This is a genomic window from Streptomyces sp. NPDC053755 (genome assembly GCF_040677675.1).
Lineage (GTDB): Bacteria > Actinomycetota > Actinomycetes > Streptomycetales > Streptomycetaceae > Streptomyces.
Window position 1 is genome coordinate 36,311 of record NZ_JBFASK010000006.1, and the last position, 24,708, is coordinate 61,018.

Annotated in this window: 28 protein-coding genes; 20 read left to right on the top strand and 8 right to left on the bottom strand. The window is 73.6% G+C overall.

The features are described 5' to 3' along the window. Nucleotides 1-21: 21 nt before the first annotated feature. Genes hisD through hisF form a run of 8 tightly spaced genes read left to right on the top strand, consistent with a single transcriptional unit; the run spans nucleotide 22 to nucleotide 5,789 of the window. Entirely contained in the window at nucleotides 22-1,362 is a 1,341-nt protein-coding gene (gene hisD, locus AB0K65_RS08980) for a histidinol dehydrogenase (protein ID WP_365715100.1), read from the top strand. Beyond that, nucleotides 1,359-2,489, top strand: coding sequence for a histidinol-phosphate transaminase (locus tag AB0K65_RS08985; RefSeq protein ID WP_365715101.1), 1,131 nt, complete (start codon nucleotides 1,359-1,361; stop codon nucleotides 2,487-2,489). The genes hisD and AB0K65_RS08985 overlap by 4 nt, the downstream gene beginning before the upstream one ends. After that, nucleotides 2,486-3,079, top strand: coding sequence for an imidazoleglycerol-phosphate dehydratase HisB (hisB, locus tag AB0K65_RS08990; RefSeq protein WP_158986436.1), 594 nt, complete (start codon nucleotides 2,486-2,488; stop codon nucleotides 3,077-3,079). The genes AB0K65_RS08985 and hisB overlap by 4 nt, the downstream gene beginning before the upstream one ends. Next, nucleotides 3,076-3,243, top strand: coding sequence for a hypothetical protein (locus tag AB0K65_RS08995; protein WP_365715102.1), 168 nt, complete (start codon nucleotides 3,076-3,078; stop codon nucleotides 3,241-3,243). The genes hisB and AB0K65_RS08995 overlap by 4 nt, the downstream gene beginning before the upstream one ends. After that, nucleotides 3,240-3,890, top strand: a complete 651-nt coding sequence (gene hisH / locus AB0K65_RS09000) for an imidazole glycerol phosphate synthase subunit HisH (protein WP_365715103.1) — start codon at nucleotides 3,240-3,242, stop codon at nucleotides 3,888-3,890. Before AB0K65_RS08995 ends, hisH begins: the two co-directional genes overlap by 4 nt. Nucleotides 3,891-3,892: 2 nt before the next feature. Continuing rightward, nucleotides 3,893-4,624 (top strand): bifunctional 1-(5-phosphoribosyl)-5-((5-phosphoribosylamino)methylideneamino)imidazole-4-carboxamide isomerase/phosphoribosylanthranilate isomerase PriA, encoded by a 732-nt coding sequence (gene priA, locus AB0K65_RS09005; protein ID WP_365715104.1) that lies wholly within the window; start codon nucleotides 3,893-3,895, stop codon nucleotides 4,622-4,624. Then, nucleotides 4,621-5,037, top strand: a complete 417-nt coding sequence (locus tag AB0K65_RS09010) for a RidA family protein (protein ID WP_365715105.1) — start codon at nucleotides 4,621-4,623, stop codon at nucleotides 5,035-5,037. The genes priA and AB0K65_RS09010 overlap by 4 nt, the downstream gene beginning before the upstream one ends. Further along, nucleotides 5,034-5,789, top strand: coding sequence for an imidazole glycerol phosphate synthase subunit HisF (gene hisF / locus AB0K65_RS09015; RefSeq protein WP_365715106.1), 756 nt, complete (start codon nucleotides 5,034-5,036; stop codon nucleotides 5,787-5,789). Before AB0K65_RS09010 ends, hisF begins: the two co-directional genes overlap by 4 nt. A 127-nt stretch (nucleotides 5,790-5,916) precedes the next feature. On the opposite strand, the gene AB0K65_RS09020 is transcribed toward hisF, so the two are convergent. After that, nucleotides 5,917-6,552, bottom strand: coding sequence for a TIGR03085 family metal-binding protein (locus AB0K65_RS09020; RefSeq protein ID WP_365715107.1), 636 nt, complete (start codon nucleotides 6,550-6,552; stop codon nucleotides 5,917-5,919). A gap of 84 nt (nucleotides 6,553-6,636) precedes the next feature. Here AB0K65_RS09020 and hisI point away from each other — a divergent pair, with 84 nt between their 5' ends. The 11 genes from hisI (at nucleotide 6,637) to lgt (ending at nucleotide 15,659) form a co-directional block, all read left to right on the top strand. Further along, the gene (gene hisI, locus AB0K65_RS09025; protein ID WP_365715108.1) at nucleotides 6,637-6,987 is read left to right on the top strand and encodes a phosphoribosyl-AMP cyclohydrolase; all 351 of its coding nucleotides are present in this window, start codon (nucleotides 6,637-6,639) and stop codon (nucleotides 6,985-6,987) included. 11 nt (nucleotides 6,988-6,998) lie between these two features. Beyond that, nucleotides 6,999-8,498: an anthranilate synthase component I gene (locus tag AB0K65_RS09030; RefSeq protein WP_365715109.1), complete on the top strand. Its 1,500-nt coding sequence runs from the start codon at nucleotides 6,999-7,001 to the stop codon at nucleotides 8,496-8,498. Between the two features lie 6 nt (nucleotides 8,499-8,504). Beyond that, the gene (locus AB0K65_RS09035) at nucleotides 8,505-9,182 is read left to right on the top strand and encodes a TIGR02234 family membrane protein (RefSeq protein WP_365715110.1); all 678 of its coding nucleotides are present in this window, start codon (nucleotides 8,505-8,507) and stop codon (nucleotides 9,180-9,182) included. Between the two features lie 133 nt (nucleotides 9,183-9,315). After that, nucleotides 9,316-9,564, top strand: coding sequence for an HGxxPAAW family protein (locus tag AB0K65_RS09040; protein WP_365715111.1), 249 nt, complete (start codon nucleotides 9,316-9,318; stop codon nucleotides 9,562-9,564). Nucleotides 9,565-9,770: 206 nt separating this feature from the next. Next, nucleotides 9,771-10,199 (top strand): DUF2752 domain-containing protein, encoded by a 429-nt coding sequence (locus AB0K65_RS09045; protein ID WP_365715244.1) that lies wholly within the window; start codon nucleotides 9,771-9,773, stop codon nucleotides 10,197-10,199. 130 nt (nucleotides 10,200-10,329) lie between these two features. After that, nucleotides 10,330-11,139, top strand: a complete 810-nt coding sequence (gene trpC / locus AB0K65_RS09050) for an indole-3-glycerol phosphate synthase TrpC (protein WP_365715112.1) — start codon at nucleotides 10,330-10,332, stop codon at nucleotides 11,137-11,139. A gap of 67 nt (nucleotides 11,140-11,206) precedes the next feature. Further along, the gene (locus AB0K65_RS09055; protein WP_365715245.1) at nucleotides 11,207-11,422 is read left to right on the top strand and encodes a tryptophan synthase subunit(beta); all 216 of its coding nucleotides are present in this window, start codon (nucleotides 11,207-11,209) and stop codon (nucleotides 11,420-11,422) included. 112 nt (nucleotides 11,423-11,534) lie between these two features. Continuing rightward, nucleotides 11,535-12,830, top strand: coding sequence for a tryptophan synthase subunit beta (trpB, locus tag AB0K65_RS09060; protein ID WP_365715113.1), 1,296 nt, complete (start codon nucleotides 11,535-11,537; stop codon nucleotides 12,828-12,830). Beyond that, nucleotides 12,827-13,642 carry a tryptophan synthase subunit alpha gene (gene trpA, locus AB0K65_RS09065; protein WP_365715114.1) on the top strand — a complete coding sequence of 272 codons (816 nt, stop codon included), beginning with the start codon at nucleotides 12,827-12,829 and terminating at the stop codon, nucleotides 13,640-13,642. Before trpB ends, trpA begins: the two co-directional genes overlap by 4 nt. 63 nt (nucleotides 13,643-13,705) lie before the next feature. Then, on the top strand, nucleotides 13,706-14,530 hold the full coding sequence (locus AB0K65_RS09070) for a thioredoxin domain-containing protein (RefSeq protein WP_365715115.1): 825 nt from the start codon (nucleotides 13,706-13,708) through the stop codon (nucleotides 14,528-14,530). A gap of 73 nt (nucleotides 14,531-14,603) precedes the next feature. Then, nucleotides 14,604-15,659: a prolipoprotein diacylglyceryl transferase gene (gene lgt, locus AB0K65_RS09075; RefSeq protein WP_365715116.1), complete on the top strand. Its 1,056-nt coding sequence runs from the start codon at nucleotides 14,604-14,606 to the stop codon at nucleotides 15,657-15,659. 82 nt (nucleotides 15,660-15,741) lie between these two features. Here the strand turns inward: lgt and AB0K65_RS09080 are convergent, their stop codons facing one another. From AB0K65_RS09080 to AB0K65_RS09110, 7 genes are read right to left on the bottom strand one after another with little or no spacing between them, the layout of a single operon-like run. Then, nucleotides 15,742-16,536 carry an aldolase/citrate lyase family protein gene (locus AB0K65_RS09080; protein ID WP_365715117.1) on the bottom strand — a complete coding sequence of 265 codons (795 nt, stop codon included), beginning with the start codon at nucleotides 16,534-16,536 and terminating at the stop codon, nucleotides 15,742-15,744. Next, nucleotides 16,533-17,747 carry a CoA transferase gene (locus AB0K65_RS09085; protein WP_365715118.1) on the bottom strand — a complete coding sequence of 405 codons (1,215 nt, stop codon included), beginning with the start codon at nucleotides 17,745-17,747 and terminating at the stop codon, nucleotides 16,533-16,535. Before AB0K65_RS09085 ends, AB0K65_RS09080 begins: the two co-directional genes overlap by 4 nt. Continuing rightward, on the bottom strand, nucleotides 17,744-18,664 hold the full coding sequence (gene rbsK / locus AB0K65_RS09090) for a ribokinase (RefSeq protein ID WP_365715119.1): 921 nt from the start codon (nucleotides 18,662-18,664) through the stop codon (nucleotides 17,744-17,746). Before rbsK ends, AB0K65_RS09085 begins: the two co-directional genes overlap by 4 nt. Continuing rightward, nucleotides 18,661-20,088 (bottom strand): ADP-ribosylglycohydrolase family protein, encoded by a 1,428-nt coding sequence (locus tag AB0K65_RS09095; protein WP_365715120.1) that lies wholly within the window; start codon nucleotides 20,086-20,088, stop codon nucleotides 18,661-18,663. The genes rbsK and AB0K65_RS09095 overlap by 4 nt, the downstream gene beginning before the upstream one ends. After that, entirely contained in the window at nucleotides 20,085-21,236 is a 1,152-nt protein-coding gene (locus tag AB0K65_RS09100; RefSeq protein WP_365715121.1) for an ADP-ribosylglycohydrolase family protein, read from the bottom strand. Before AB0K65_RS09100 ends, AB0K65_RS09095 begins: the two co-directional genes overlap by 4 nt. Further along, nucleotides 21,217-22,737: an ADP-ribosylglycohydrolase family protein gene (locus tag AB0K65_RS09105; RefSeq protein ID WP_365715122.1), complete on the bottom strand. Its 1,521-nt coding sequence runs from the start codon at nucleotides 22,735-22,737 to the stop codon at nucleotides 21,217-21,219. Before AB0K65_RS09105 ends, AB0K65_RS09100 begins: the two co-directional genes overlap by 20 nt. After that, nucleotides 22,734-23,744 (bottom strand): ADP-ribosylglycohydrolase family protein, encoded by a 1,011-nt coding sequence (locus AB0K65_RS09110; RefSeq protein WP_365715123.1) that lies wholly within the window; start codon nucleotides 23,742-23,744, stop codon nucleotides 22,734-22,736. The genes AB0K65_RS09105 and AB0K65_RS09110 overlap by 4 nt, the downstream gene beginning before the upstream one ends. 218 nt (nucleotides 23,745-23,962) lie before the next feature. Between AB0K65_RS09110 and AB0K65_RS09115 the strand changes: the two genes are divergently transcribed. Then, nucleotides 23,963-24,691, top strand: coding sequence for a VIT1/CCC1 transporter family protein (locus tag AB0K65_RS09115; protein ID WP_365715124.1), 729 nt, complete (start codon nucleotides 23,963-23,965; stop codon nucleotides 24,689-24,691). Nucleotides 24,692-24,708: the final 17 nt, after the last annotated feature.

Sequence of the window (24,708 nt, forward strand, 5' to 3'; positions counted from 1 at the left end):
GGCGTCTGAGAGAATTGACCCGTGATCTCTCGAATCGATCTGCGCGACGACACCCTCCCCGAGGGTGCCGCGCTGCGCGACCTGCTGCCCCGTGCCGAGTTCGACGTGGAAGCCGCCCTGGAGAAGGTGCGGCCCATCTGCGAGGACGTACGGCATCATGGCGCGGCCGCGGTGATCGACTACGGCGAGAGGTTCGACGGCGTCCGCGTCGCCGGGCTGCGCGTCCCGGCCGAGACGATCGCCGGCGCCCTCGAGGAGCTGGACCCGGCGGTCCGGGCGGCCCTGGAGGAGTCCATCCGCCGGGCCAGGATCGTCCACCGCGAGCAGCGCCGGACCACCCACACCACCCAGGTCGTGCCCGGCGGCACGGTCACCGAGAAGTGGGTCCCCGTCGAGCGCGTGGGGCTCTACGTCCCCGGCGGCCGCTCCGTCTATCCCTCCTCCGTCGTCATGAACGTCGTCCCGGCCCAGGAGGCCGGCGTCGAGGGCGTGGCCATCGCGTCGCCGCCCCAGAAGGAGTTCGGCGGCCTGCCGCACCCGACGATCCTCGCCGCGTGCGCGCTGCTCGGCGTCGACGAGGTGTACGCCGCGGGCGGAGCCCAGGCCATCGCCATGTTCGCGTACGGCACCGAGGGCACCGAGGACGAGCCCGGCTGCGCCCCCGTCAACCTGGTCACAGGACCCGGCAACATCTACGTCGCCGCGGCCAAGCGCCTCCTCAAGGGCCGCATCGGCATCGACGCCGAGGCGGGCCCGACCGAGATCGCGATCCTGGCCGACTCCACCGCCGACCCCGTCCACGTCGCCGCCGACCTGATCAGCCAGGCCGAGCACGACCCGATGGCGGCCGCCGTCCTCGTCACCGACTCCGAGGAGCTGGCCACCGCCACCGAGGCCGAGCTGAAGACCCAGGTCGCCGCCTCCAAGCACATCGACGACCGGATCGTCCCGGCCCTCGCCGGCCGGCAGTCCGCGATCGTCCTCGTCCGCGACCTGGAGGACGGCCTCACGGTCGTCGACGCCTACGGCGCCGAGCACCTGGAGATCCAGACCGCCGACGCCGCCGCCCTCGCCGACCGGGTGCGCAACGCCGGCGCGATCTTCGTCGGCCCCTGGGCACCCGTCTCCCTCGGCGACTACTGCGCCGGCTCCAACCACGTCCTGCCCACCGGCGGCTGCGCCTGCCACTCCTCGGGCCTGTCCGTGCAGTCCTTCCTGCGCGGCATCCACATCGTGGACTACACCCGCGAGGCCCTCGCCGAGGTCACCCACCACGTGGTGACCCTCGCCGAGGCCGAGGACCTGCCCGCCCACGGCGCCGCCCTCAAGGCGCGCTTCGGATGGAAGGTGCCCGGCCAGTGACCTCGTACGACAAGGTCGGCATCGACGACCTGCCCATCAGGGACGAGCTGCGCGGCAAGTCGCCGTACGGCGCGCCGCAGCTCGACGTCCCCGTCCAGCTCAACACCAACGAGAACCCCTACCCGCTGCCCGAGCCCCTCGTGGCCCGGATCGCGGAGCGGGTCGCCGAGGCCGCCCGCGGCCTCAACCGCTACCCCGACCGGGACGCGGTCGAGCTGCGCACCGAACTCGCCCGCTATCTCACGCGTACCGGAAAGCACCCGGTCACCGTCGAGAACGTCTGGGCCGCCAACGGCTCCAACGAAGTCCTCCAGCAGCTGCTCCAGACCTTCGGCGGCCCCGGCCGCACGGCCATCGGCTTCGAACCCTCGTACTCGATGCACGCGCTCATCGCGCGGGGCACCGGCACCGGCTGGATCTCCGGCCCGCGCGACGAGGACTTCACGATCGACGTCGCCGCCGCGGCCCACGCCGTCGAGCGGAACCGCCCCGACGTCGTCTTCATCACCTCACCCAACAACCCCACCGGCACCGCCGTCGCGGCGGAGACAGTGGAGACGCTGTACGAGGCGGCCCAGGCCGCCAAGCCGTCCCTCGTCGTCGTCGACGAGGCGTACGTCGAGTTCAGCCACCGGGACTCCCTCCTGCCGCTGCTCGAGGGCCGGCCGAACCTGGTCGTCTCCCGCACCATGTCCAAGGCCTTCGGCGCCGCCGGACTGCGCCTGGGCTATCTCGCCGCCCACCGCGCCGTGGTCGACGCCGTCCAGCTGGTGCGCCTGCCGTACCACCTCTCCGCCGTCACCCAGGCCACCGCGCTCGCCGCCCTGGAGCACACCGATACGCTTCTCGGGTACGTCGAACAGCTCAAGGCCGAGCGCGACCGCCTGGTCACCGAGCTGAGGGCCATCGGCTTCGACGTCACCGACTCCGACGCCAACTTCGTGCAGTTCGGCCGCTTCGACGGAGCCGAGGGCTCCCACGCGGCCTGGCAGAAGATCCTCGACCAGGGCGTCCTGGTCCGGGACAACGGCGTACCGGGCCGGCTGCGGGTCACCGCGGGCACCCCCGAAGAGAACGACGCGTTCCTCGATGCGGTTCGCGCTTTGAAGAAGGAGCAGAGTTCATGAGCCGCGTAGGACGGGTCGAACGCACCACCAAGGAGACCTCCGTCGTCGTCGAGATCGACCTCGACGGCACCGGCAAGGTCGACGTCGCCACGGGCGTCGGTTTCTACGACCACATGCTCGACCAGCTCGGCCGCCACGGCCTCTTCGACCTCACGGTCAAGACCGACGGCGACCTGCACATCGACTCCCACCACACCATCGAGGACACCGCCCTCGCGCTCGGCGCCGCCTTCAAGCAGGCCCTCGGTGACAAGGTCGGCATCTACCGCTTCGGCAACTGCACCGTCCCGCTGGACGAGTCGCTCGCCCAGGTGACCGTCGACCTCTCCGGCCGCCCCTACCTGGTGCACACCGAGCCCGAGAACATGGCGCCGATGATCGGCTCCTACGACACGACGATGACCCGCCACATCTTCGAGTCCTTCGTCGCGCAGGCCCAGATCGCGCTGCACATCCACGTGCCGTACGGCCGCAACGCCCACCACATCGTGGAGTGCCAGTTCAAGGCGCTGGCCCGGGCCCTGCGCTACGCCTCCGAGCGCGACCCGCGCGCGGCCGGGATCCTGCCCTCCACGAAGGGCGCCCTGTGACCGGCCTCTCCACCATCCTCATCGTGGTGGGGCTCTTCCTCGCCGGCGGTGTGTACTCCTTCGTCAAGCAGGACATGCCCAAGGGCCTCATCGTGCTGGTGAGCATCGCCTCCGTGATGTGTCTGGTCGCCGGCGTCCTGCGGATTCAGGGGATCTGGGAATGAGCACTGCGAGCACCCCGAAGAAGGTCGTCGTCTTCGACTACGGCTTCGGCAACGTCCGCTCCGCCGAGCGGGCCCTGGCCCACGTCGGCGCCGACGTCGAGATCACCCGCGACTACGACCGCGCCATGAACGCCGACGGACTCCTCGTCCCCGGTGTCGGAGCCTTCTCCGCCTGCATGAAGGGCCTCACGGAGGCCCGCGGCCAGTGGATCGTCGACCGCCGGCTCGCCGGCGGCCGCCCCGTCATGGGCATCTGCGTCGGCATGCAGATCCTCTTCGAGCGCGGCATCGAGCACGGCGTGGAGACCGCGGGCCTCGACGAATGGCCCGGTACGGTCGAGCCCCTCAAGGCCCCGATCGTCCCCCACATGGGCTGGAACACCGTCGACGCGCCCGAGGACAGCCAGCTGTTCGCCGGCCTCGACGCCGACGCCCGGTTCTACTTCGTGCACTCCTACGCGGTGCGCGAGTGGAGCCTGGAGATCGGCAACCCCAACATCCGCGCCCCCAAGGTCACCTGGGCCACCCACGGGGAGCCCTTCGTCGCCGCCGTCGAGAACGGCGCCCTGTGGGCGACGCAGTTCCACCCCGAGAAGTCCGGCGACGCCGGTGCCCAGCTCCTCACCAACTGGATCGAGACCCTCTGATCATGGCTCAGAAGCTTGAACTCCTCCCCGCCGTCGACGTCCGCGACGGCCAGGCCGTCCGCCTCGTGCACGGCGAGTCCGGTACGGAGACCTCCTACGGCTCCCCGCTGGAGGCGGCCCTCGCCTGGCAGCGCTCCGGCGCCGAATGGCTGCACCTGGTCGACCTCGACGCCGCCTTCGGCACCGGCGACAACCGTGAGCTGATCGCCGAGGTCGCCCGCGCCATGGACATCAAGGTCGAGCTCTCCGGCGGCATCCGCGACGACGCCTCGCTCGCCGCGGCCCTCGCCACCGGCTGCACCCGCGTCAACCTCGGCACGGCCGCCCTGGAGACCCCGGAGTGGGTCGCCAAGGTCATCGCCGAGCACGGCGACAAGATCGCCGTCGGCCTCGACGTCCGCGGCACCACCCTGCGCGGCCGCGGCTGGACCCGCGACGGCGGCGACCTCTACGAGACGCTGGCCCGCCTCGACTCCGAGGGCTGCGCCCGCTACGTCGTCACGGACATCGCGAAGGACGGCACGCTCCAGGGCCCCAACCTGGAACTGCTGAAGAACGTCTGCGCCGCCACCGACAAGCCCGTCGTCGCCTCCGGCGGCGTCTCGTCCCTGGACGACCTGCGCGCCCTGTCCGGGCTCGTCCCCGAGGGCGTGGAGGGCGCGATCGTCGGCAAGGCGCTGTACGCCAAGGCGTTCACCCTGGAGGAGGCGCTGGAGGCGGTGGCGTCCGTATGACCGGCTCCGTCCGCAAGGTCGTGACCGGCGCCCCCTGGGAAGAGCAGTTCGGCTACTCCCGCGCGGTGGAGCTGCCCAGCGGCCTGGTCCTGGTCTCCGGCTGCACCTCCATCGTCGACGGACAGATCGCCGGCGGAGGACCGTACGAGCAGACGGTCAACGCCTTCAACGTCGCCATCGCCGCGCTGGGGCAGCTCGGCCTCGGCGCGGAGCACGTCGTCCGCACCCGGATGTACATCACCCACGCCCGGGACGTGGACGACGTCGGCCGCGCCCACAAGGAGCTGTTCGACGCGGTCCGCCCGGCCGCTTCGATGATCATCGTCTCCGGGTTCGTGGACCCGAGCCTGGTCGTCGAGGTCGAGGTCGAGGCGTACCGTCCCGAGGGACAGGGCGGCGGTGAGGGCGCGTGAGCCTCGCCGTACGCGTGATCCCCTGCCTGGACGTGGACAACGGCCGGGTCGTCAAGGGCGTCAACTTCCAGAACCTGCGGGACGCGGGCGACCCCGTCGAGATGGCGAAGCTGTACGACGCCGAAGGCGCCGACGAGCTGACCTTCCTCGACATCACCGCCTCCTCCGGCAACCGGGAGACGACCTACGACGTGGTGCGCCGCACCGCCGAGCAGGTCTTCATCCCGCTGACCGTGGGCGGTGGCGTCCGTTCGGCGGACGACGTCGACAAGCTGCTGCGGGCCGGCGCCGACAAGGTCGGCGTCAACACGGCGGCCATCGCCCGCCCCGAGCTGATCCGGGAGATCGCCGAGCGCTTCGGCCGCCAGGTGCTGGTCCTGTCGGTCGACGCCCGCCGCACGCCAGCCGGGACCTTCGAGGTCACCACGCACGGCGGCCGCAAGGGCACCGGCATCGACGCCGTCGAGTGGGCGCACCGGGCCGCCGAGCTGGGCGCGGGCGAGATCCTGCTCAACTCGATGGACGCGGACGGCACGAAGGACGGCTACGACACCGAGATGATCGCCGCCGTCCGCCGGCACGTCACCGTTCCGGTGATCGCGAGCGGTGGCGCGGGACGTCTCGCCGACTTCCCCCCGGCCATCGAGGCGGGCGCGGACGCCGTGCTCGCGGCCTCCGTCTTCCACTTCGGCGACCTGCGGATCTCGCAGGTCAAGGACGCGCTGAGGGGGGCGGGCCACCCGGTCCGCTGACCTCCGTACCCACGCCCCCCGGGCACGAGCCCCCGCCGGTCCCACCGGCGGGGGCTCGCCCGACACGGCCGGACACACGGCGCCGCGGGCGGCCGAGCGCCACTCGGCGGGACTTTCGACATTCGCCCTAGATCCCCAGCTGCTTCGCCTGGTGCAGCCGGTCCACGGCCTCCCGCTCGCCGTCCACCTCCACCTTCGCCGCGTCCTGCCGGCCGAAGAGGAACATCGTCAGCTCACCGGGCTCGCCGGACACCGTCACCACCGGCGTGCCCCGGTGCGCCACCGCCGTCTGGCCGTTCGGGCGGCGCAGCACCAGGCCCACCGGCGCCTTGCGGCCGAGCAGCCGCGCCCCCTTCTCCAGGCGGGCCCACAGCACGTCCGAGAAGACCGGGTCCAGCTCGCGCGGCGACCAGTCGGGCTGGGCGCGGCGCACGTCCTCGGCGTGGACGTAGAACTCGACCGTGTTCGCCCCCTCGTCCACCTGCTTGATCGTGAACGGCGACATCCGGGGCGGACCCGTACGGATGAGCTGGATCAGCTCCTCGTACGGCTTGTCGGCGAACTCGGCCTGGACCCGGTCGAGCCGCGCCTTCAGCAACGGCACGACCGTCCCGGCCGCCGCGTCGGGCCGGCGCTCGCGCACCACCACATGGGCCGCGAGGTCCCGGGTCGTCCACCCCTCGCAGAGGGTCGGGGCCTCGGGCCCCGCCGCCTCCAACAGGTCGGCGAGAAGAAGTCGTTCACGCTTGGCATGGGTCGACATGCCCGCCAGCGTACGGCGCGGGCCGCCGTTCCGCCCAGTGGACGCCCTGCGGGGCGAACGCGCCGGCCACGGCACAATGGCCGCATGAGCAGCAATCTCGACCCGGCCCTCGCCGCGCGCCTCAAGCGCAGCCCGGACGGGCTCCTCCCGGCCATCGCCCAGCAGTACGACACCGGCGAGGTGCTGATGCTCGGCTGGATGGACGACGAGGCCCTGCACCGCACCCTCACCACCGGCCGCTGCACCTACTGGTCGCGCAGCCGCCGCGAGTACTGGGTCAAGGGCGACACCTCCGGCCACGTCCAGCACGTCAAGTCGGTCGCCCTCGACTGCGACGCCGACACCGTGCTCGTCAAGGTCGACCAGGTCGGCGCCGCCTGCCACACGGGTGCCCGCACCTGTTTCGACGCCGACGTGCTCCCGCTCTCCCAGTAAGGTCAGCCGCCATGGACCTCGAGACCTTCCGCAAGCTGGCGGCCGACCGCCGCGTGATCCCTGTCAGCCGCCGGCTCCTCGCGGACGGCGACACCCCGGTCGGGCTCTACCGCAAGCTCGCCGCCGAACGCCCCGGCACCTACCTCCTCGAGTCCGCCGAGAACGGCCGGTCCTGGTCGCGCTACTCCTTCGTCGGCGTCCGCAGCGACGCCACCCTCACGGTCCGTGACGGCCAGGCCCACTGGCTCGGCACGCCGCCCGTCGGCGTGCCGACCGGCGGCGACCCCCTCCAGGCCCTGCGCGCCACCGTCGAGGCCCTGCACACGCCGCGCGACCTGGCCTCCGGCATGCCGCCCTTCACCGGCGGCATGGTCGGCTACCTCGGCTACGACATCGTCAGGCGCCTGGAGAAGATCGGCGAGCACGGCCGCGACGACCTGCGGCTTCCCGAGCTGACCATGCTCCTCACCAGCGACCTCGCCGTCCTCGACCACTGGGACGGCACGGTCCTGCTGATCGCCAACGCGATCAACCACAACGACCTGGAGACCGGCGTCGACGAGGCGTACGCGGACGCCGTCGCCCGCCTCGACGCGATGGAGGCCGATCTGGCCCGCCCCGTCGGATCCACCCCCGCCGCCCTCCCCGTCTCCGAACTGCCGGAGTTCTCGGCCCTCTGGGGCGGCACGGCCTACCAGGACGCCGTCGAGGACATCAAGGAGCGGATCAGGGCCGGCGAGGCCTTCCAGGTCGTGCCCTCGCAGCGCTTCGAGACCCCCTGTGAGGCCTCCGCGCTCGACGTCTACCGGGTCCTGCGGGCCACCAACCCGTCCCCGTACATGTACCTCTTCCGCTTCGAGAACGGCTTCGACGTCGTCGGATCGTCGCCCGAGGCCCTCGTCAAGGTCGAGGACGGACAGGCGATGCTCCACCCGATCGCCGGCACCCGGCACCGCGGCGCCACACCGCAGGAGGACCACGACCTCGCCGACGAACTGCTCGCCGACCCCAAGGAGCGCGCCGAGCACCTCATGCTCGTCGACCTCGGCCGCAACGACCTGGGCCGGGTCTGCGAGCCGGGCTCCGTCGAGGTCGTCGACTTCATGTCGATCGAGCGGTACTCGCACGTCATGCACATCGTCTCGACCGTGACCGGGCGCGTCGCCGAGGGCAGGACCGCCTTCGACGTCCTCACCGCCTGCTTCCCGGCCGGCACGCTCTCCGGCGCGCCCAAGCCCCGCGCGATGCAGATCATCGAGGAGCTGGAGCCGTCACGGAGAGGCCTGTACGGCGGATGTGTCGGCTATCTCGACTTCGCGGGCGACGCCGACACCGCCATCGCCATCCGTACCGCCCTCCTGCGCGACGGCACCGCGTACGTGCAGGCCGGAGCGGGTGTCGTCGCCGATTCCGACCCGGTGGGCGAGGACGACGAGTGCCGCAACAAGGCGGCCGCCGTGCTGCGCGCGGTCCACACCGCCAACCGGATGAACGCCGCGCCGGGCGCGTAGGGGATAGTGGGGTACGTGAGTGCCGTACCCGTACCCCAGCCCCGAGCCGCACGCGCGAGCGGCGCGGCCACCGCACCCGGTGGCCGCCGCAGCCTCGCCGCGGCCCTCCTGCTCGGCGCCCTCGGAGCCACCGTCGTCCTGCTCTCCGCGGGGCAGATCTGGGCCGAGGGGACCGCGACCGTCGGCGGTGGCACCGTGCCCGTCGAGGCCGACGGCGGCACCGTCACCGGCGTGCCCACGGCGCTCGCCATCGTCGGGCTCGCCGCCCTCGTCGCCGTCTTCGCCGTCCGCCGCACCGGCCGCACCCTCGTCTCCGGGCTCCTCGCCCTCAGCGGCGCCGGCGCGGTGCTCGCCTCCTTCCTCGGCGCCTCCGACAGCGGCGCCCTGGACGCCGAGGCCGCCCGCGTCACCGGCGACACCGCCGCCTCGGTGACCGGCCTGACCCACACCGCGTGGCCCTACGTCACGGCCGCCGGCGCCGTCCTGATCCTGCTCGCCGGGCTCCTCGCCCTGCGCTACGGCGCCGCCTGGCCCGCCATGGGCGGCCGCTACGAGCGCGAGGGCGGTCCCCGGAGCGCCCGTCCGGCCCGCGGGCCCGCCGCCCGGCCCGGCACCGACCCCGACCGCCCCGAGGACCTGTGGAAGGCCCTGGACCGCGGCGAGGACCCCACGCACGACGGCTGAGCGCGACGCGTGCTCCTTGCGCCACCCCGATTCATCCCCGCGCCCCTGTGTGCGGGACAATGACCCTGAGTGTCCGCGCAGGCGTGACCTCACCACTGAGCCACCACCGAGCAACAGCAACGAGGAGCAACTCATGGCGGGCAGCGCCCACGGACACACCCCGGCCGCCTGGACCGGTGTCATCATCTCCTTCATCGGCTTCTGCATCGCCGGAGTCTTCATGGTGGCGGCCAACGTGCCCGGCTTCTGGGCCGGGATCGCCGTCATCGTCCTCGGCGGTGTCGTCGGCCTCGCCATGAAGGCCGCGGGCCTCGGCATGCCCAAGGAGCCCGAGCACGTGGCGGCCGCCCGCGCGGCGGCGTCCGAGAAGGCGCGAGTCTGACGCACGACCCGCGAGAAGGCGCGGTCCGGCCGAGCCGGGCTGCGCCTTCCCGCGTCAGGGGCGAGAATCACCGGGTGGACGCGAAGCCGACGGCCCCCGCCGTGACCGACGAAGCAGCCCCGCCGCCTTCGGCGACCCCGCGGGAGGCGGTGCCCGAGCACCCGCGTCAGCCCACCGCGCCGGTGTTCCGGCCCGGACACGGGCCCCTGCCCGGGCAGCCGGGAGGAGCCGCGCCGCGGTCGCGCGGCCGACGGCTGCTCACCCCCCTCGGCGCGCTCGGCGCCGTCGCCGCCGCCTTCGCCTACGTCGGCACCGTCGACCCCAACGAACCCGGGCACTACCCCGTCTGCCCCCTGCTGCGCTTCACCGGCCTGTACTGCCCCGGCTGCGGCGGTCTGCGCAGCGCCCACGCCTTCGTCCACGGGGAGATCGGGACCGCCCTCGGCGCGAACGCCCTCGCCGTCGTCGGCTACGGCCTCTTCGCCGTCGTCATGGCCGTCTGGCTGATTCGCGCCGTCCGCGGGGTGCCGACGCGCTTCGTGATCTCCCCGCCCTGGTGGTGGGTGATCGGCGCCGTCGTGGGCGTCTTCACCCTTGTGCGGAACCTGCCGTTCGGCGCCGCGCTCGCACCGTGAAGTCCCACCACGTGGGACGCACCTCCACCGGATGCGGGCCTCGGGCCGCGCTGCGGATACCATCGACATGGCTGAACCTGGTTCATCTTCACCAACGTCACCATCACCGTCCCGGAAGGGGGCCTCTCGCGTGAGTGTGCTCGACGAGATCATCGAAGGCGTGCGCGCCGACCTCGCAGAGCGGCAGGCGCGGGTCTCCCTCGACGAGCTCAAGGAGCGCGCCGCCAAGGCGCCGCAGGCCAAGGACGGCGTCGCCGCACTGCGCGGGGACGGCGTCAAGGTGATCTGTGAGGTGAAGCGCTCCAGCCCGAGCAAGGGCGCGCTCGCCGCGATCGCCGACCCGGCCGGTCTGGCCGCGGACTACGAGGCGGGCGGCGCGGCCGTCATCTCCGTGCTCACCGAGGAGCGCCGCTTCGGCGGCTCGCTCGCCGACCTGGAGGCCGTCAAGGCCCGGGTCGACATTCCCGTCCTGCGCAAGGACTTCATCGTCACCGCCTACCAGCTGTGGGAGGCCCGGGCGTACGGCGCGGACCTCGCGCTCCTGATCGTCGCCGCCCTCGAGCAGGAGGCCCTGGTCTCGCTCATCGAGCGTGCCGAGTCCATCGGCCTCACGCCGCTGGTCGAGGTGCACGACGAGGAGGAGGCCGAGCGCGCGGTCGAGGCCGGCGCGCGGGTCATCGGCGTCAACGCCCGGAACCTCAAGACCCTCAAGGTCGACCGCTCCACCTTCGAGCGCGTCGCCCCGGAGATCCCCGCCGGCATCGTCAAGGTCGCCGAGTCCGGCGTCCGCGGCCCGCACGACCTCATCGCCTACGCCAACGCCGGCGCCGACGCGGTCCTGGTCGGCGAGTCGCTCGTGACCGGCCGCGACCCGAAGGCCGCCGTCGCCGACCTGGTCGCCGCCGGCGCCCACCCGGCCCTGCGCCACGGCCGGAGCTGACCCGCCCGTGACCCGACGCCACGACACGCCGCACGCTCCGGGCACCGCCGCCCGGAGCGTGGCGGGCGTGCCGTCGGCGCCCGGTCGCCGCGGCAGGCTCCGCACCGCCGCCGCGCCCGTCCACCCCCCGCTCGCCCGAGGCTGCCGTCCGCGCGGCTGCCGCGCGCCCGCCCGCCGTGTCCACGGCCGCCGGGTGCGGTACGTGATCGGCGACGAGCCCGGCCAGGTCAACGGCATGCGATGGCGCCCGCGCACCGCGCGCGCCACCACGACCACCGCCTGACATCTCGCCCCCTCCGTGGGGGGCCGCGGATGTGCGGCGGCGGCCGGTGCGCGCCTGTCGTGACCGCCAACCGCACGCCACCCGGGGCACACGCCCCGCGAGGAGCAGCCGCATGTCCAGCGAGTTCTTCATCCCGGACCCCGAGGGTCAGGTCCCCAGCGCCGAGGGCTACTTCGGCGCCTACGGCGGCAAGTTCATCCCGGAGGCCCTCGTCGCCGCCGTGGACGAGGTCGCCGTCGAGTACGACAAGGCCAAGGCCGACCCCGAGTTCGCCCGCGAGCTCAACGACCTGATGGTCCACTACACCGGCCGCCCCAGCTCCCTCACCGAAGTGCCCCGGTTCGCCGGGCACGCCGGCGGCGCCCGGATCTTCCTCAAGCGCGAGGACCTCAACCACACCGGCTCGCACAAGATCAACAACGTGCTCGGGCAGGCCCTGCTCACCAAGCGCATGGGCAAGACCCGGGTCATCGCCGAGACCGGCGCCGGCCAGCACGGCGTCGCCACCGCCACCGCCTGCGCCCTCTTCGGGCTCGAGTGCACCATCTACATGGGCGAGATCGACACCCAGCGCCAGGCGCTGAACGTCGCCCGCATGCGGATGCTCGGCGCCGAGGTCATCGCGGTGAAGTCCGGCAGCCGCACCCTGAAGGACGCCATCAACGAGGCGTTCCGCGACTGGGTCGCCAACGTCGACCGCACCCACTACCTCTTCGGCACGGTCGCCGGACCCCACCCCTTCCCGGCCATGGTCCGCGACTTCCACCGGGTCATCGGCGTCGAGGCCCGCCGCCAGATCCTGGAGCGCGCCGGACGCCTGCCCGACGCGGCCGTCGCCTGCGTCGGCGGCGGTTCCAACGCCATCGGCCTCTTCCACGCCTTCATCCCCGACAGCGGCGTCCGGCTGATCGGCTGCGAGCCGGCCGGCCACGGCGTCGAGACCGGCGAGCACGCCGCCACCCTCACCGCCGGCGAGCCCGGCATCCTGCACGGCTCCCGGTCGTACGTCCTCCAGGACGACGAGGGCCAGATCACCGAGCCGTACTCCATCTCGGCCGGCCTGGACTACCCCGGGATCGGCCCGGAGCACGCCTACCTCAAGGACACCGGCCGCGGCGAGTACCGCGCCGTCACCGACGACGAGGCCATGCAGGCCCTGCGGCTGCTCTCCCGCACCGAGGGCATCATCCCGGCCATCGAGTCGGCGCACGCGCTGGCCGGCGCGCTCCAGGTCGGCAGGGAGCTGGGCGAGGACGGACTGATCGTCGTCAACCTCTCCGGACGCGGCGACAAGGACATGGACACGGCCGCCCGGTACTTCGGCCTGTACGACACAGACGCGGCCGCCGTCGAGGCCGACGCCGCCGCCGAGGACGGCGCGGGCGAGATCCGGAGGGACACCAAGTGAGCGGCAACATCCAGCTTCTCGGCGACACCCTGGCCAAGGCGAAGGCGGAGAACCGCGCGGCCCTCATCGCCTACCTTCCGGCCGGGTTCCCGACCGTGGACGGCGGCATCGCGGCCGTCAAGGCCGTGTTCGAAGGCGGGGCCGACATCGTCGAGGTGGGGCTGCCCCACAGCGACCCGGTGCTGGACGGCCCCGTCATCCAGACCGCCGACGACATCGCCCTGCGGGGCGGCGTCAGGATCGCCGACGTCATGCGCACGGTCCGCGAGGCGCACGCCGCCACCGGCAAGCCGGTGCTCGTGATGACGTACTGGAACCCGATCGACCGCTACGGCATCGAGCGCTTCACCGAGGAGCTGGCCGCGGCCGGCGGCGCCGGCTGCATCCTGCCCGACCTGCCGGTCCAGGAGTCCGCGACCTGGCGCGAGCACGCCGACAAGCACGGTCTCGCCACCGTCTTCGTCGTCGCGCCGAGCAGCAGGGACGAGCGTCTGGCCACCATCACGGCCGCCGGTTCGGGCTTCGTCTACGCCGCCTCCCTGATGGGCGTCACCGGCACCCGCGAATCGGTCGGCGAGCAGGCCGCCGACCTCGTCCGCCGCACCCGCGCCACGGCCGGGCTGCCGGTGTGCGTCGGCCTCGGCGTCTCCAACGCCGAGCAGGCCAAGGAGGTGGCGGCCTTCGCCGACGGCGTCATCGTCGGCTCCGCGTTCGTCAAGCGCATGCTCGACGCGGAGGACGAGGCCGCCGGGCTCGCCGCCGTAAGGGAACTGGCGGGCGAACTCGCCGAGGGCGTGCGGCGCGCCTTGTAGCCCGTATGGGTGGACTGTGACCGGGGAGGCGCGTACGTGCCTCCCCGGTTCGTTGCTGAGGGCGTGAGCGAGAAGAACCGAGACGGTAAGCAGAGCGCGCGGGAGCGCCTCAAGGAGCAGCGCGACCGCGACAAGGCGCGCGAGAAGCAGAGGCGCGTCCTCATCGTGTCGGCGGCGGTCGTCGGCGTCCTCGGCCTGGCCGCGGTCGTCGGGGTGATCGCGGCCAACAGCGGCGGCAAGGACAGCGGCTCCGACAAGGCGGGACCGGTGGTGGCGCCCACCGGCGCGATCGGCGACGACGCGCCGGCGATCCCGACGGGGCGGACGGACGCTCCGGCGACGCTCACCATCTGGGAGGACTTCCGCTGCCCGGCGTGCGCGTCCTTCGAGAACGCGTTCCGGGACACCATCCACGAGCTGGAGGCGTCCGGCGCCCTCAAGACGGAGTACCACCTGGCCACCATCATCGACGGCAACATGGGCGGCAGCGGCTCCCTGCGCGCGGCGAACGCCGCCGCGTGCGCCCAGGACGCCGGCAAGTTCACGGCGTACCACGACGTGCTCTACATCAACCAGCCGCCGGAGACCGACGACGCCTTCGCGGACAACGCCAAGCTGCTGGAGCTGGCCGCGAAGGTGCCGGGCCTCGACACCCCCGCTTTCCGCAGCTGCGTCGAGGACGGCACCCACGACAGCTGGGTCGGCAAGTCCAACACGGCCTTCAAGAACAGCGACTTCCGCGGCACCCCGTCGGTGCTCCTCGACGGAGAATCGATCTTCCCGACGAAGGGGAGCGAGCAGATCTCCCCGGAGAACCTCAAGAAGTGGGTCGCCGAGGCCGGCAAGGGCAAGAAGCCCGGCACGGCCTCCCCGGAGGCCACCGGCTGAGACCGGTAGTTACGCATACGTTGCCGGGCGGGCTGCCGTCCCGCCCGCCCGGCAGGGTAGCGTCGGTCCTGCCATGGACCTTGCCTACATTCCCAGCCCGTCGACCGGTGTGATCAATCTCGGACCGGTTCCGCTGCGCGGCTATGCCTTCTGCATCATCATCGGTGTCTTCGTCGCCGTCTGGTACGGCAACAAGCGCTGGATCGCCCGGGGCGGCAAAGCCGGCACCGTGGCCGACATCGCCGTCTGGGCGGTGCCCTTCGGCCTCGTCGGCGGCCGGCTCTACCACGTGATCACCGACTACCAGCTGTACTTCAGCGAGGGTGAGAACTGGGTCGACGCCTTCAAGATCTGGGAGGGCGGCCTCGGCATCTGGGGCGCCATCGCGCTCGGCGCGGTCGGTGCCTGGATCGGCTGCCGCCGCCGTGGCATCCCGCTGCCGGCGTACGCGGACGCCATCGCGCCCGGCATCGCCCTCGCCCAGGCGATCGGCCGCTGGGGCAACTGGTTCAACCAGGAGCTGTACGGCAAGCCCACCGACCTGCCGTGGGCCCTGAAGATCAGCGCCGGTGCGAACCGCGAGCCCGGGCTCTACCACCCGACCTTCCTGTACGAGTCGCTGTGGTGCATCGGCGTCGCTCTGCTCGTGGTCTGGGCGGACCGCCGCTTCCGGCTGGGCCACGGGCGGGCCTTCGCCCTCTACGTCGCCGCGTACTGCGCCGGCCGCGGCTGGATCGAGTACATGCGCGTCGACGAGGCGCACCACGTCCTCGGCCTGCGCCTGAACGTGTGGACGGCGATCGTCGTCTTCGTCCTGGCCGTCGTCTACATCGTGATCTCGTCGCGGGTGCGCCCGGGGCGGGAGGAGATCGTGGAGCCCGAGACGAAGGGCGACAAGGCGTCCGGCCGGTCCGAGGACGCGGACGACAAGGGCGCGGAGGACGCGGAGGGCTCCGAGGACGGGGCCGCCGACGCCCAGGACTCCGCGACCGGCTCGGCGTCCGGCTCCGGGGACTCCGGCGGGGCCTCCGGCTCCGCCCAGGGCGGGGAGCCGGCGGACGCGCCGCGGGACGGCGCGTCCGCCAAGGACGGCGCCGACCACGGAGCGGGAGCTTCCGGCAAGAGCTGACCCTCCTCCCTTCGCGCACAGGGCCGCCCGGTACCGAGAGGTGCCGGGCGGCCCTGTCGTCGTACACCGCCCGGTCGTCGTCCTACGCCCTCGCGGCCAGGGCCAGCACGCGGCGGGCGCCGTCCACCACGGCCGCGTCGACGAAACGCCCGTCCGGAAGGGCCAGGGCACCCGCCTCCGCCTCCGCCGCCTTGACGACCTCCTCGGCCGCGGCGACCTCGTCGGGCGTCGGGAGGTACGCCTGCTCGATGACGGGGAGCTGGCGCGGGTGGATCGCCGCCCGGCCCAGGAAGCCGAGGGACCGTCCCCGGGCGCAGTCGGCCGCCAGCGTGTCCAGGTCGCGTACGTCGGGGTGGACGGACTGGGCGGGGGGCGGGAGGCGCGCCGCGCGGGCGGCGACCACGACGCGGCTGCGCGGCCAGTCGAGACCGCTGTCGTAGCGTAGCCCCAGGTCGGCGCGGAGGTCCGCCTCGCCGAGGGCGATGCCGTGGACGGCCGGATGGGCCGAGGCGATGGCGTAGGCGTGCTCGACCGCCAGCGCGCTCTCCAGGAGCGGGAAGAGCGGAACGCCGGGGAACGCTTCGGCGATCCGGTGGATGTCAGTGGCGTGTGTCACCTTGGGAACGCGGAAACCGCCGAGGCCGGGGAGGGAGGCCAGGGGAGCGATGTCCCGGGGGGTGTGGATGCGGACGTGGACCGGCACGGGGTGGGGGTCGGAGAGCAGATCGACGGTGGCGGAGAGGGCGTATGCCTTGCGTTCCGGCGCCACCGCGTCCTCCAGGTCGACGATGACCACGTCGGCGCCGGAGGTCAGGGCCTTGCCGACGACGGCGGGGCGGTCGCCTGGGGCGTACAGCCAGGTGAGAGGGTGGCTCATACGGCTCCCTCGGCGCGCAGCGCGCTGATCTCGGCGGCGGAGAGGCCCAGCTCGGCGAGCACGTCGGCGGTGTCGGCGCCGTGAGGGCGGCCTGCCCAGCGGATCGCGCCGGGGGTGTCGGAGAGCCGGAAGAGGACGTTCTGCATGCGGATCGGACCCAGCTCGGGATCGGGGACCTCGGTGACGGTGTCCAGGGCGCGGTACTGCGGATCCTCCATCACGTCCCGGATGTCGTAGACGGGCGCGATCGCGGCCTCGGCCTTCTCGAAGGCGGTCATGGCCTCCTCGCGGGTGTGGCGGGCGATCCAGGTGCCGACCGCCTCGTCGAGGACGTCCGCGTGGTCGGCGCGGCCTGCTCCGTCGGCGAACCAGGGCTCGTCGATCAGTTCGGGGCGGCCGACCAGCCGCAGGACGCGCTCGGCGATGGACTGGGCGGAGGTCGAGACGGCGACCCAGGAGCCGTCGGCGGTGCGGTAGGTGTTGCGAGGGGCGTTGTTGCGGGAGCGGTTGCCGGTGCGCGGCTGGACGTAGCCGAGCTGGTCGTACCAGAGGGGGTGCGGTCCGATGACGGAGAGCATCGGTTCGATGATCGCCATGTCCACGACTTGGCCGCGGCCGGTGGCCGTCCTGGCGGCGATCGCGGTCATCACCGCGTACGCCGTCGCCAGGGCGGCGATCGAGTCGGCGAGACCGAAGGGGGGAAGGGTGGGCGGACCGTCCGGCTCGCCGGTGATGGAGGCGAAACCGCTCATGGCCTCGGCGAGGGTGCCGAAGCCGGGGCGGTGGGAGTACGGCCCGAACTGCCCGAAGCCGGTGACCCGGGTGAGGACCAGCTCGGGGTTCACGGCGGAGAGCTCCTCCCAGCCCAGACCCCAGCGTTCCAGGGTGCCGGGGCGGAAGTTCTCCACGATCACGTCGGCGTCGGCGGCGAGCCGCAGCAGGGTGTCCCGGCCGCCGGGGGCGGACAGATCGAGGGTCATCGTCCGCTTGTTGCGGCCGAGGACCTTCCACCACAGGCCGACTCCGTCCTTGGCGGGGCCGTGCCCACGGGACGGGTCCGGCTTGCGGGGATGCTCGATCTTGACGACGTCGGCTCCGAAGTCGCCCAGCATCATGGCGGCCAGGGGCCCGGCGAAGAGGGTGGCGAGGTCGAGGACGCGCAGGCCCTGGAGAGGGGCCGCCTTCCCGGGGGGCGTCAGCGGGGGCCTCATACGGCGTCGACCTCCCGCCCGGTGAGGGAGGCGTGGGCCGTGTCGATCTCGGAGCGGTACGGCATCGAGGAGGAGGCGCCCGTCCGCTGGACGGAGAGCGCGGCGGCGGTCGACGCCCAGGCCAGCGCCTCGGGGACGGGGCGGCCCTCGCCGAGGGCGACCGCGAGCGCGCCGACGAAGGTGTCCCCGGCGGCGGTGGTGTCCACGGCCCGGACGGGGGGAGCCGGGACGGTGACCGGTTCGCCGCCCCGGGCGAGGTAGAGGCTGCCCGCGGCGCCGAGGGTGATGACCACCTCGGGCACGTCCCGCAGCAGCGCCGCCGCGGCGGCGTGCGGGTCGGCGATGCCCGTGAGCGCGGCCGCCTCGTGCTCGTTGGGCACCAGGAGGTCGGTCGCGGCGAGGAGTCCGGCGGGAAGCGGCTGGGCGGGGGCGGGGGTGAGGACGGTACGGACGCCGAGGCGGCGGGCGGTGGCGGCGCCTTCGGCGACGACGGAGAGGGGGAGTTCGAGCTGGAGGAGGAGGGCGTCGGCGGTGCCGATCAGGGCCTCGTCGCCGTGGGTGAGGGAGGTGACGGTGCCGTTGGCGCCGGGGACGACGACGATCGCGTTGCCGCCCTCGTCGTCGACGACGATGTGGGCCGTGCCCGAGGGGCCCTCGGAGGTGCGCAGCAGGTCGGTCTCGACCCCCGCCCCCTCCAGCGCGGCCCGCAGCCGCAGGCCGAAGTCGTCGTCGCCGACCGCGCCGATCATCGCGACCTCGGCGCCCGCCCGGGCGGCCGCGACGGCCTGGTTGGCGCCCTTGCCGCCGGGAATGGTCCGGAACTCCCGGCCCGTGACGGTCTCTCCGCGTGCGGGGGCCCTGGGCACGAAGGCGACGAGGTCCATGTTGGTGCTGCCGAGCACCACGATGCCGGTCATGGGTGTACTGCCTCCAGATGCGTCAGTTCGGCCAGGGTGTCGAAGCCGATGCCGTCGAAGGACGGGACCGAGGTCGACAGTCGGTTCTTGAGGGGGGAGGTCCAGCGCGTGGGCAGCCGGTCGGGGTGGCCGGCGAGCAGACCGGCGACCGATCCGGCGGTGGCGCCGTTGGAGTCGGTGTCCCAGCCGCCGGAGACCGCCGCGCACAGGGAGCGGGAGAAGTCGCCGTCGGCATGGGTGAGCGCGGCGGCGAGCAGGGCGGCGTTGGGAACGGCATGGACCCAGTGATACCCGCCGAGCGCGGCGTGCAGCCGGTCCACGACGGCGTCGAAGTCGGCGGTCGCGCAGGCGGTGTCGATGCCGAGGCGCACGGCCTCGGCGAGGCGTGAGCGGGGAGGGATGACGGTGAGACCGGAGGCCAGCGCCTGGTGGACGTCGGCGGTGCCGGTCGCGGCGGTGGCGAGGACCGCGGCGACGAACATGGCGCCGTAGACGCCGTTCGCGGTGTGGGTGAGCGTCGCGTCCCGGTGGGCCTGCGCGGCGGCGGCGGCCGGGTCGCCCGGGTGGGTCCAGCCGTGGACGTCGGCCCGGATCTGGGCGCCGATCCATTCGCGGAAGGGATTGCGTCGGACGGCGGTCAGCGGGGGTTCGACACCGTCGAGGAGGTTGCGGTAGGCGACGCGCTCGGCCGTGAAGGTGCGGCCGGCGGGCAGCTCGTCGAGCCAGAGGCGGGCGACGTCCGCGGTGGTGAAGTCGCGGCCGTACCGCTGGAGGAGCAGCAGGTTGAGGAGGGGGTAGTTGAGGTCGTCGTCCTCGGGCATGCCGTCGATGTTCTCGGCCAGCGAGGTGGGTGCGGAACGGCGGTTCCAGGGGTGGGCGGCGAGCAGCTCGGGAGGCACGCCCTTGGCGGTGAACCAGGAGCGGAGCGGCCAGTTGCCGGCGGCGCGGGCGAGGGCGCGGATGGCGGGGAGGGGCAGCTTCTCGACGGGCTTGCCGAGCAGGCATCCCGCGGCGCGGCCGAGCCAGGCGGCGTGGAGACGGTCGCGGAGCGGGGAGGGCTCCGTCGGCCCGGGGGCGGCGGGCCCGGTGGCAGCGCGGGGGAGCGGGGGAGGAGCGGCGCCGGTGGGCGGGGGAGGTGCGCTGCCGGGGGTGCTCGCGACGGCCCGGATGGCGGCGAGGCCGGTGGGTTCCCGGAGGGCCAGGGGGGAGGGCAGGGCGGCCAGTTCGTCGAGGAGGCGTTCCGCCAGGGGGCGGAGGTCGGGGCGCGGGGTCGGCGAGGCGCCCGCGAGGGGAGGCGCCGGTCTGCCGCCCGCCGCCTGCCAGCGGGCCGCGATCGAGGAGGCGTCGCGGCCGTCCTCCGCCGCCTGGCGGAGTTCGTGCCCGACCAGGTCCTCCGGCTGCACCCAGGTGACGCGCAGGTTCATCGGTCCGCGCTCGTCAGGGCCGCGTACGCCGACTCGTGCGCCCGGCGCCGGGCGGTGTCCCGCTCGAAGACCTCCCGTGCGACCGCGCTCAACGCCGCCGCCGGGGCGTGCAGATCCAGACGGCTCGCCTCGGCGACCCGCTTCGCCCAGTCGGCGGGCACGGCGGACTCGCCGTGCAGGGCGCCCACGACCGCCCCCGCCATCGTCGCGATCGAGTCGCAGTCCCGCCCGTAGTTGACCGCGCCCAGCACCGTACGGCGGTAGTCGCCCTCGCCCACCAGGAGCATCCCCAGGGCCACGGGCAGCTCCTCGATGGCGTGCAGACGCGACGGGCGGCGCGCGCCGAGGGACGGCGCGCGGTAGTCCGGGCCCACCGAGTCGAAGGGCGCCACCGCGGCGCGCAGCGGTACCAGGGCCGACTCGAAGTCCGTGTACCGGACGGCGACTTCGGCGACCGCCTCGATCGCCGCCCGGGTGCCGTCCTTCGCGAGGGAGAGTGCGGTGTCCACCACGGAGGCGGGTGTGGCGGAGGGGTCGCAGGCCGCCGCCACCGCCGCGGCGAACACCCCCGCCGCCTCCCTGCCGTAGGAGGACTGGTGCGCGCCCGCGACGTCCAGCGCCTCGGCGTACGCGGCCCGCGGGTCGGCCGCGTTGACCAGCCCGACGGGCGCCATGTACATCGCCGCACCGCAGTTGACGACGTTCCCGTTGCCCGCCTCGCGGGGGTCGACATGGCCGTAGTGGAGCCGCGTCACGATCCACTTCTCGGCGAGGAAGATCCGCTGGAGGGGAAGGGCTTCGGCCTCCAGCTCCGGGATCCAGACGGGGTTCGCGATGAGTTCGGGCACCAGGTGGTCCGCCACCGCGAACGCGTCGAGGTGGTCGCGCACCGTCGCGTACACCCTGACGAGGGCGTGCGTCATCAGGGTGTCGTCGGTGACGTGCCCGTCGCCCTTGTGGTACGGCGCGATGGGACGGGCCGTGCGCCAGGAGTCGCCGTTCCAGGGGCCGACGATGCCGGTGATCCGGCCGCCGTGGCGCTCCAGGATCTGGGTCGGGGTGTAGCCCTCGACGGGGCCGCCGAGGGCGTCGCCCACGGCGGCCCCGACGAGGCTGCCGGTGATCCGGTCATCCAGTGTGGGTGTCATGCCGGAATTGTCCACCCGTGGCGGCCGGTTCCGTGTCTCCCAGCAGCCCGGCGAGTTCGACCAGATCCGTGCCCGCGAGGCGGGGGAGCGCGCAGCCCGCGAGAGTGCGGCAGGCGTCGCGCCAGGTGGCGGGGACGGAGCCGCCGCCCCCGAGCGCCCCGGTGAGGGCGCCCGCGAGCGCGGGGGCGGAGTCGGCGACGCGGGAGAGGCAGGCGGCCGCGGGCACGGCCGCCGCCGTGCGGCCTCGTGCGGCGATCGCGAGGGCGAGGGCGACGGGGACGGTCTCGGCAGCGGCGATGCCGTAGCTGTAGACGTGGTCGACGATCTGGTGTTCCAGGAGGGGGACGAGTTCGAAGGCGGACTCCGCGTCCTGGGCCATCTTCACGGCCTGCCGGGCGTTGCGCCCGATCTCGGTGGCGGGCGGGAGCTGGGCGAGCCCCGCCGCCACGGCGTCGTCCACGGCCGCCCCGCCGAGCGCGGCGGCGACGGCCGCCGCCATCGCGCGGGCTCCGTGGACACCGTCGCCGTCCTGGGTGTACCGGGCGTCGAACTCGGCGAGTTCGGCGGCCGCGACCGGGTCGCCCGGGTGGACGACCGCGAGCACGACGGCGCGGACGCAGGCGGCGTCGTCGAAGAAGTGCGGGTTGTCGTGGCCGGTGGCCGGCGGGCGCAGACCGGTGGCGAGATTGCCGAGCCCGGCGCGGACCGAGATCCGGGCCCGCAGGGGCAGGACGGCGGACTCCACCTCGGGAGCGCGGTCGGCGGCGGCGGCGATCTGGCCGGCGAGCGCGTTCCAGGCGAGGTCGACGGCGGCCCGGAGACGGCGGTCGGGAGCGAGGGAGGAGAAGAGGGGACCCGCGGCGGCGAGGACGGCCTCGGCGGTGAAGACGGCCCACTCGGCGTCGTCCGAGGGGCCGAGGCGCAGCGGCTCGGGAGGCTGGTTGAGGGCGATGGGCACGGGAAGGGTGGTGGTCGCGTTCTGCTCGGCGAACGTGTCGAGTTCGCGGGTGAGCCGGCGGGTCCACTCGGGCATGCGGGCGGCGCGGTGCCGGGCGGCCGGCCAGCCGGCGGCGTCGCCCGCCGCGAGACCGAGGAGCAGTCCCTCGACGCGGTCGGTGCGGGACCGCCCGCCCCCCACGCCCGTCCCGGGAGCGACCTCCGCGGTCCCGGAAGCATCCCCGCGGCCGGAGGCGCCGGGCCGGGAGGGCAGCGGCCGGCCGTCGGCGCCTCCGTGGGGGCCCGGGTCCTCCGCCGTTCGCGGGGTGCCGGGCCGGGAGGGCTGGGGTCGGCCGTCGTCCCATGCGGTGTCGCCGAAGGGCAGGACGGCGGGAGGCCCGGCCACGGCCGGAGGCTCGGTCAGAGAGGGGGCGGCGGCCACGGCCGGAGGCTCGGTCAGAGAGGGGGCGGCGGCCATGGTGGAGGGCTCGGTCAGAGAGGGGGCGGCGGTCGCGGCGGAGGCTCCGGAGCCGTAGGCGCGGGGGGTGGAGTCCGTCGTCGTCATGCCGCCTCCTCCTCGTCCGCCGTCAGCAGGTCGGCGATGTCCAGGACGTGATAGCCCCGCATCGACGGCAGACAGCTGCCCTTCACCGGGCCGATCGCCGTCGCCCATTCCTCCGGGATCGCCGAGGCGCCCGCCGCCGCGCCGGCCAGCGCGCCCGCGACCGCCGCCGTGGTGTCGGCGTCCCGGCCCATGTTGACCGCGGTCAGGACGGCCGTACGGAAGTCGCCCCGCGCCGCCGCGAAGGCGCCGAAGGCGAGGGCGACGGCCTCGGGGGCCAGGTCCGTCCACGGGTATCCGCCGATGACGACCGCCGAGCGGACGGTGCGCTCCCTGGTCAGGGGGTCGGGCTGGATGCGCTGGGCCGCCACCACCGCGCGGCGCATCGACCGGGCCGTCCACGAGTCCATCGGGACGACGGAGAGCGCGGCCGCGATGACCGAGGTCACCGACGCGCCCGTCATCGCCGCAGCGACGCCGGCCGCGACCGCCTGGCCGCCGTAGATCCCCTCGCCGTCGTGGCTGACGCTGCCGTCGATGGCGACGAGCCTGGCCGCCTCGGACGGGCGCCCCGCCGCGAACACCCCGAACGGGGCGGCGCGCATGGCGAGCCCGTCCGACCAGGCGTGACGGTGCTGGGCTGAGATGGGGGCGGCGAGGCCCCGCCGGAGGTTCTCCAGGGTGCCGCGCTCGCTGAACCCGGCGCCCCGGAAGGGGCCCTCGTCCAGGTCGGCGATCCAGTGGTGCCAGGCCCGTTCCACATGGCGGACGGTCAGTGCCGAGCCGTGCCGGGCGAGCAGCAGTCCGGAGAAGATCGCGTACTCCGTGTCGTCGGTCCCGGCCGGCCGGTCCGTCACGAAGCCCTCGATCCGGCCCCAGCGGCGGCGGATCTCCGAGGGACGCATGTTCTCGGCGGGGGCGCCGAGTGCGTCGCCGACCGCGAGGCCGAGCAGTGCGCCTCGGGCGCGCTCGCGCGTGCCGCAGATCCTGGTCCCCGTCTCGCTCACCATCTCGCTCCCCTTTCACGGTTCCCTGATCTGTCCCCGCGAGGGGCGGGAAGCGTGCGCGGAATCGTTTCTGTCACCCGCCTGACACCACGTCGAAAAGATCAGGGGAGCCTTACTAAGTACGGCCTGCCTTGCTGGCGCACCCCTTACATCGCGCGTATTTTCGACAGTGCTGGGGGTGGCGGGGTCAGCCCGACCCGCTGGAACGACAGGGGAGAAGCATGTCCATCATCGAAACCGAGGCACCGCTCCACGAGGCGCACCGCGACAACCACACGCACCGTGACGTGAACGGCGGATGGCTGCGCCCCGCCGTGTTCGGAGCGATGGACGGACTCGTCTCCAACCTCGCCCTCATGACCGGTGTCGCCGGCGGCGCGGTCTCCCAGCAGACCATCGTGATCACCGGCCTCGCCGGACTCGCGGCCGGCGCGTTCTCCATGGCGGCCGGCGAATACACCTCCGTCGCCTCGCAGCGGGAGCTGGTCCAGGCCGAGCTGGACGTCGAGCGCCGGCAGCTGCGCAAGCACCCCGTCGACGAGATGGAGGAGCTGGCCGCGCTGTACGTCTCCCGTGGGGTCGAGCCCGCCCTCGCCCGCGAGGTGGCGATGCAGCTCTCCCGGGACCCCGAGCAGGCGCTGGAGATCCACGCCCGCGAGGAGCTGGGCATCGACCCCGACGACCTGCCCTCGCCGATGATCGCCGCCGTGTCGTCGTTCGGCTCGTTCGCGCTCGGCGCCCTGCTCCCCGTGCTGCCGTACCTGCTCGGGGCGACAGCGCTCTGGCCCGCCGTGCTCCTCGCCCTTGTCGGGCTCTTCGCCTGCGGCGCTCTCGTGGCCCGGGTGACGGCCCGCAGCTGGTGGTTCAGCGGCCTGCGCCAGCTCGTCCTCGGTGGGGCCGCCGCGGCCCTCACGTACGGCCTCGGCATGCTCTTCGGAGCGGCACTCTGACGCCCGCGCCCGGAACT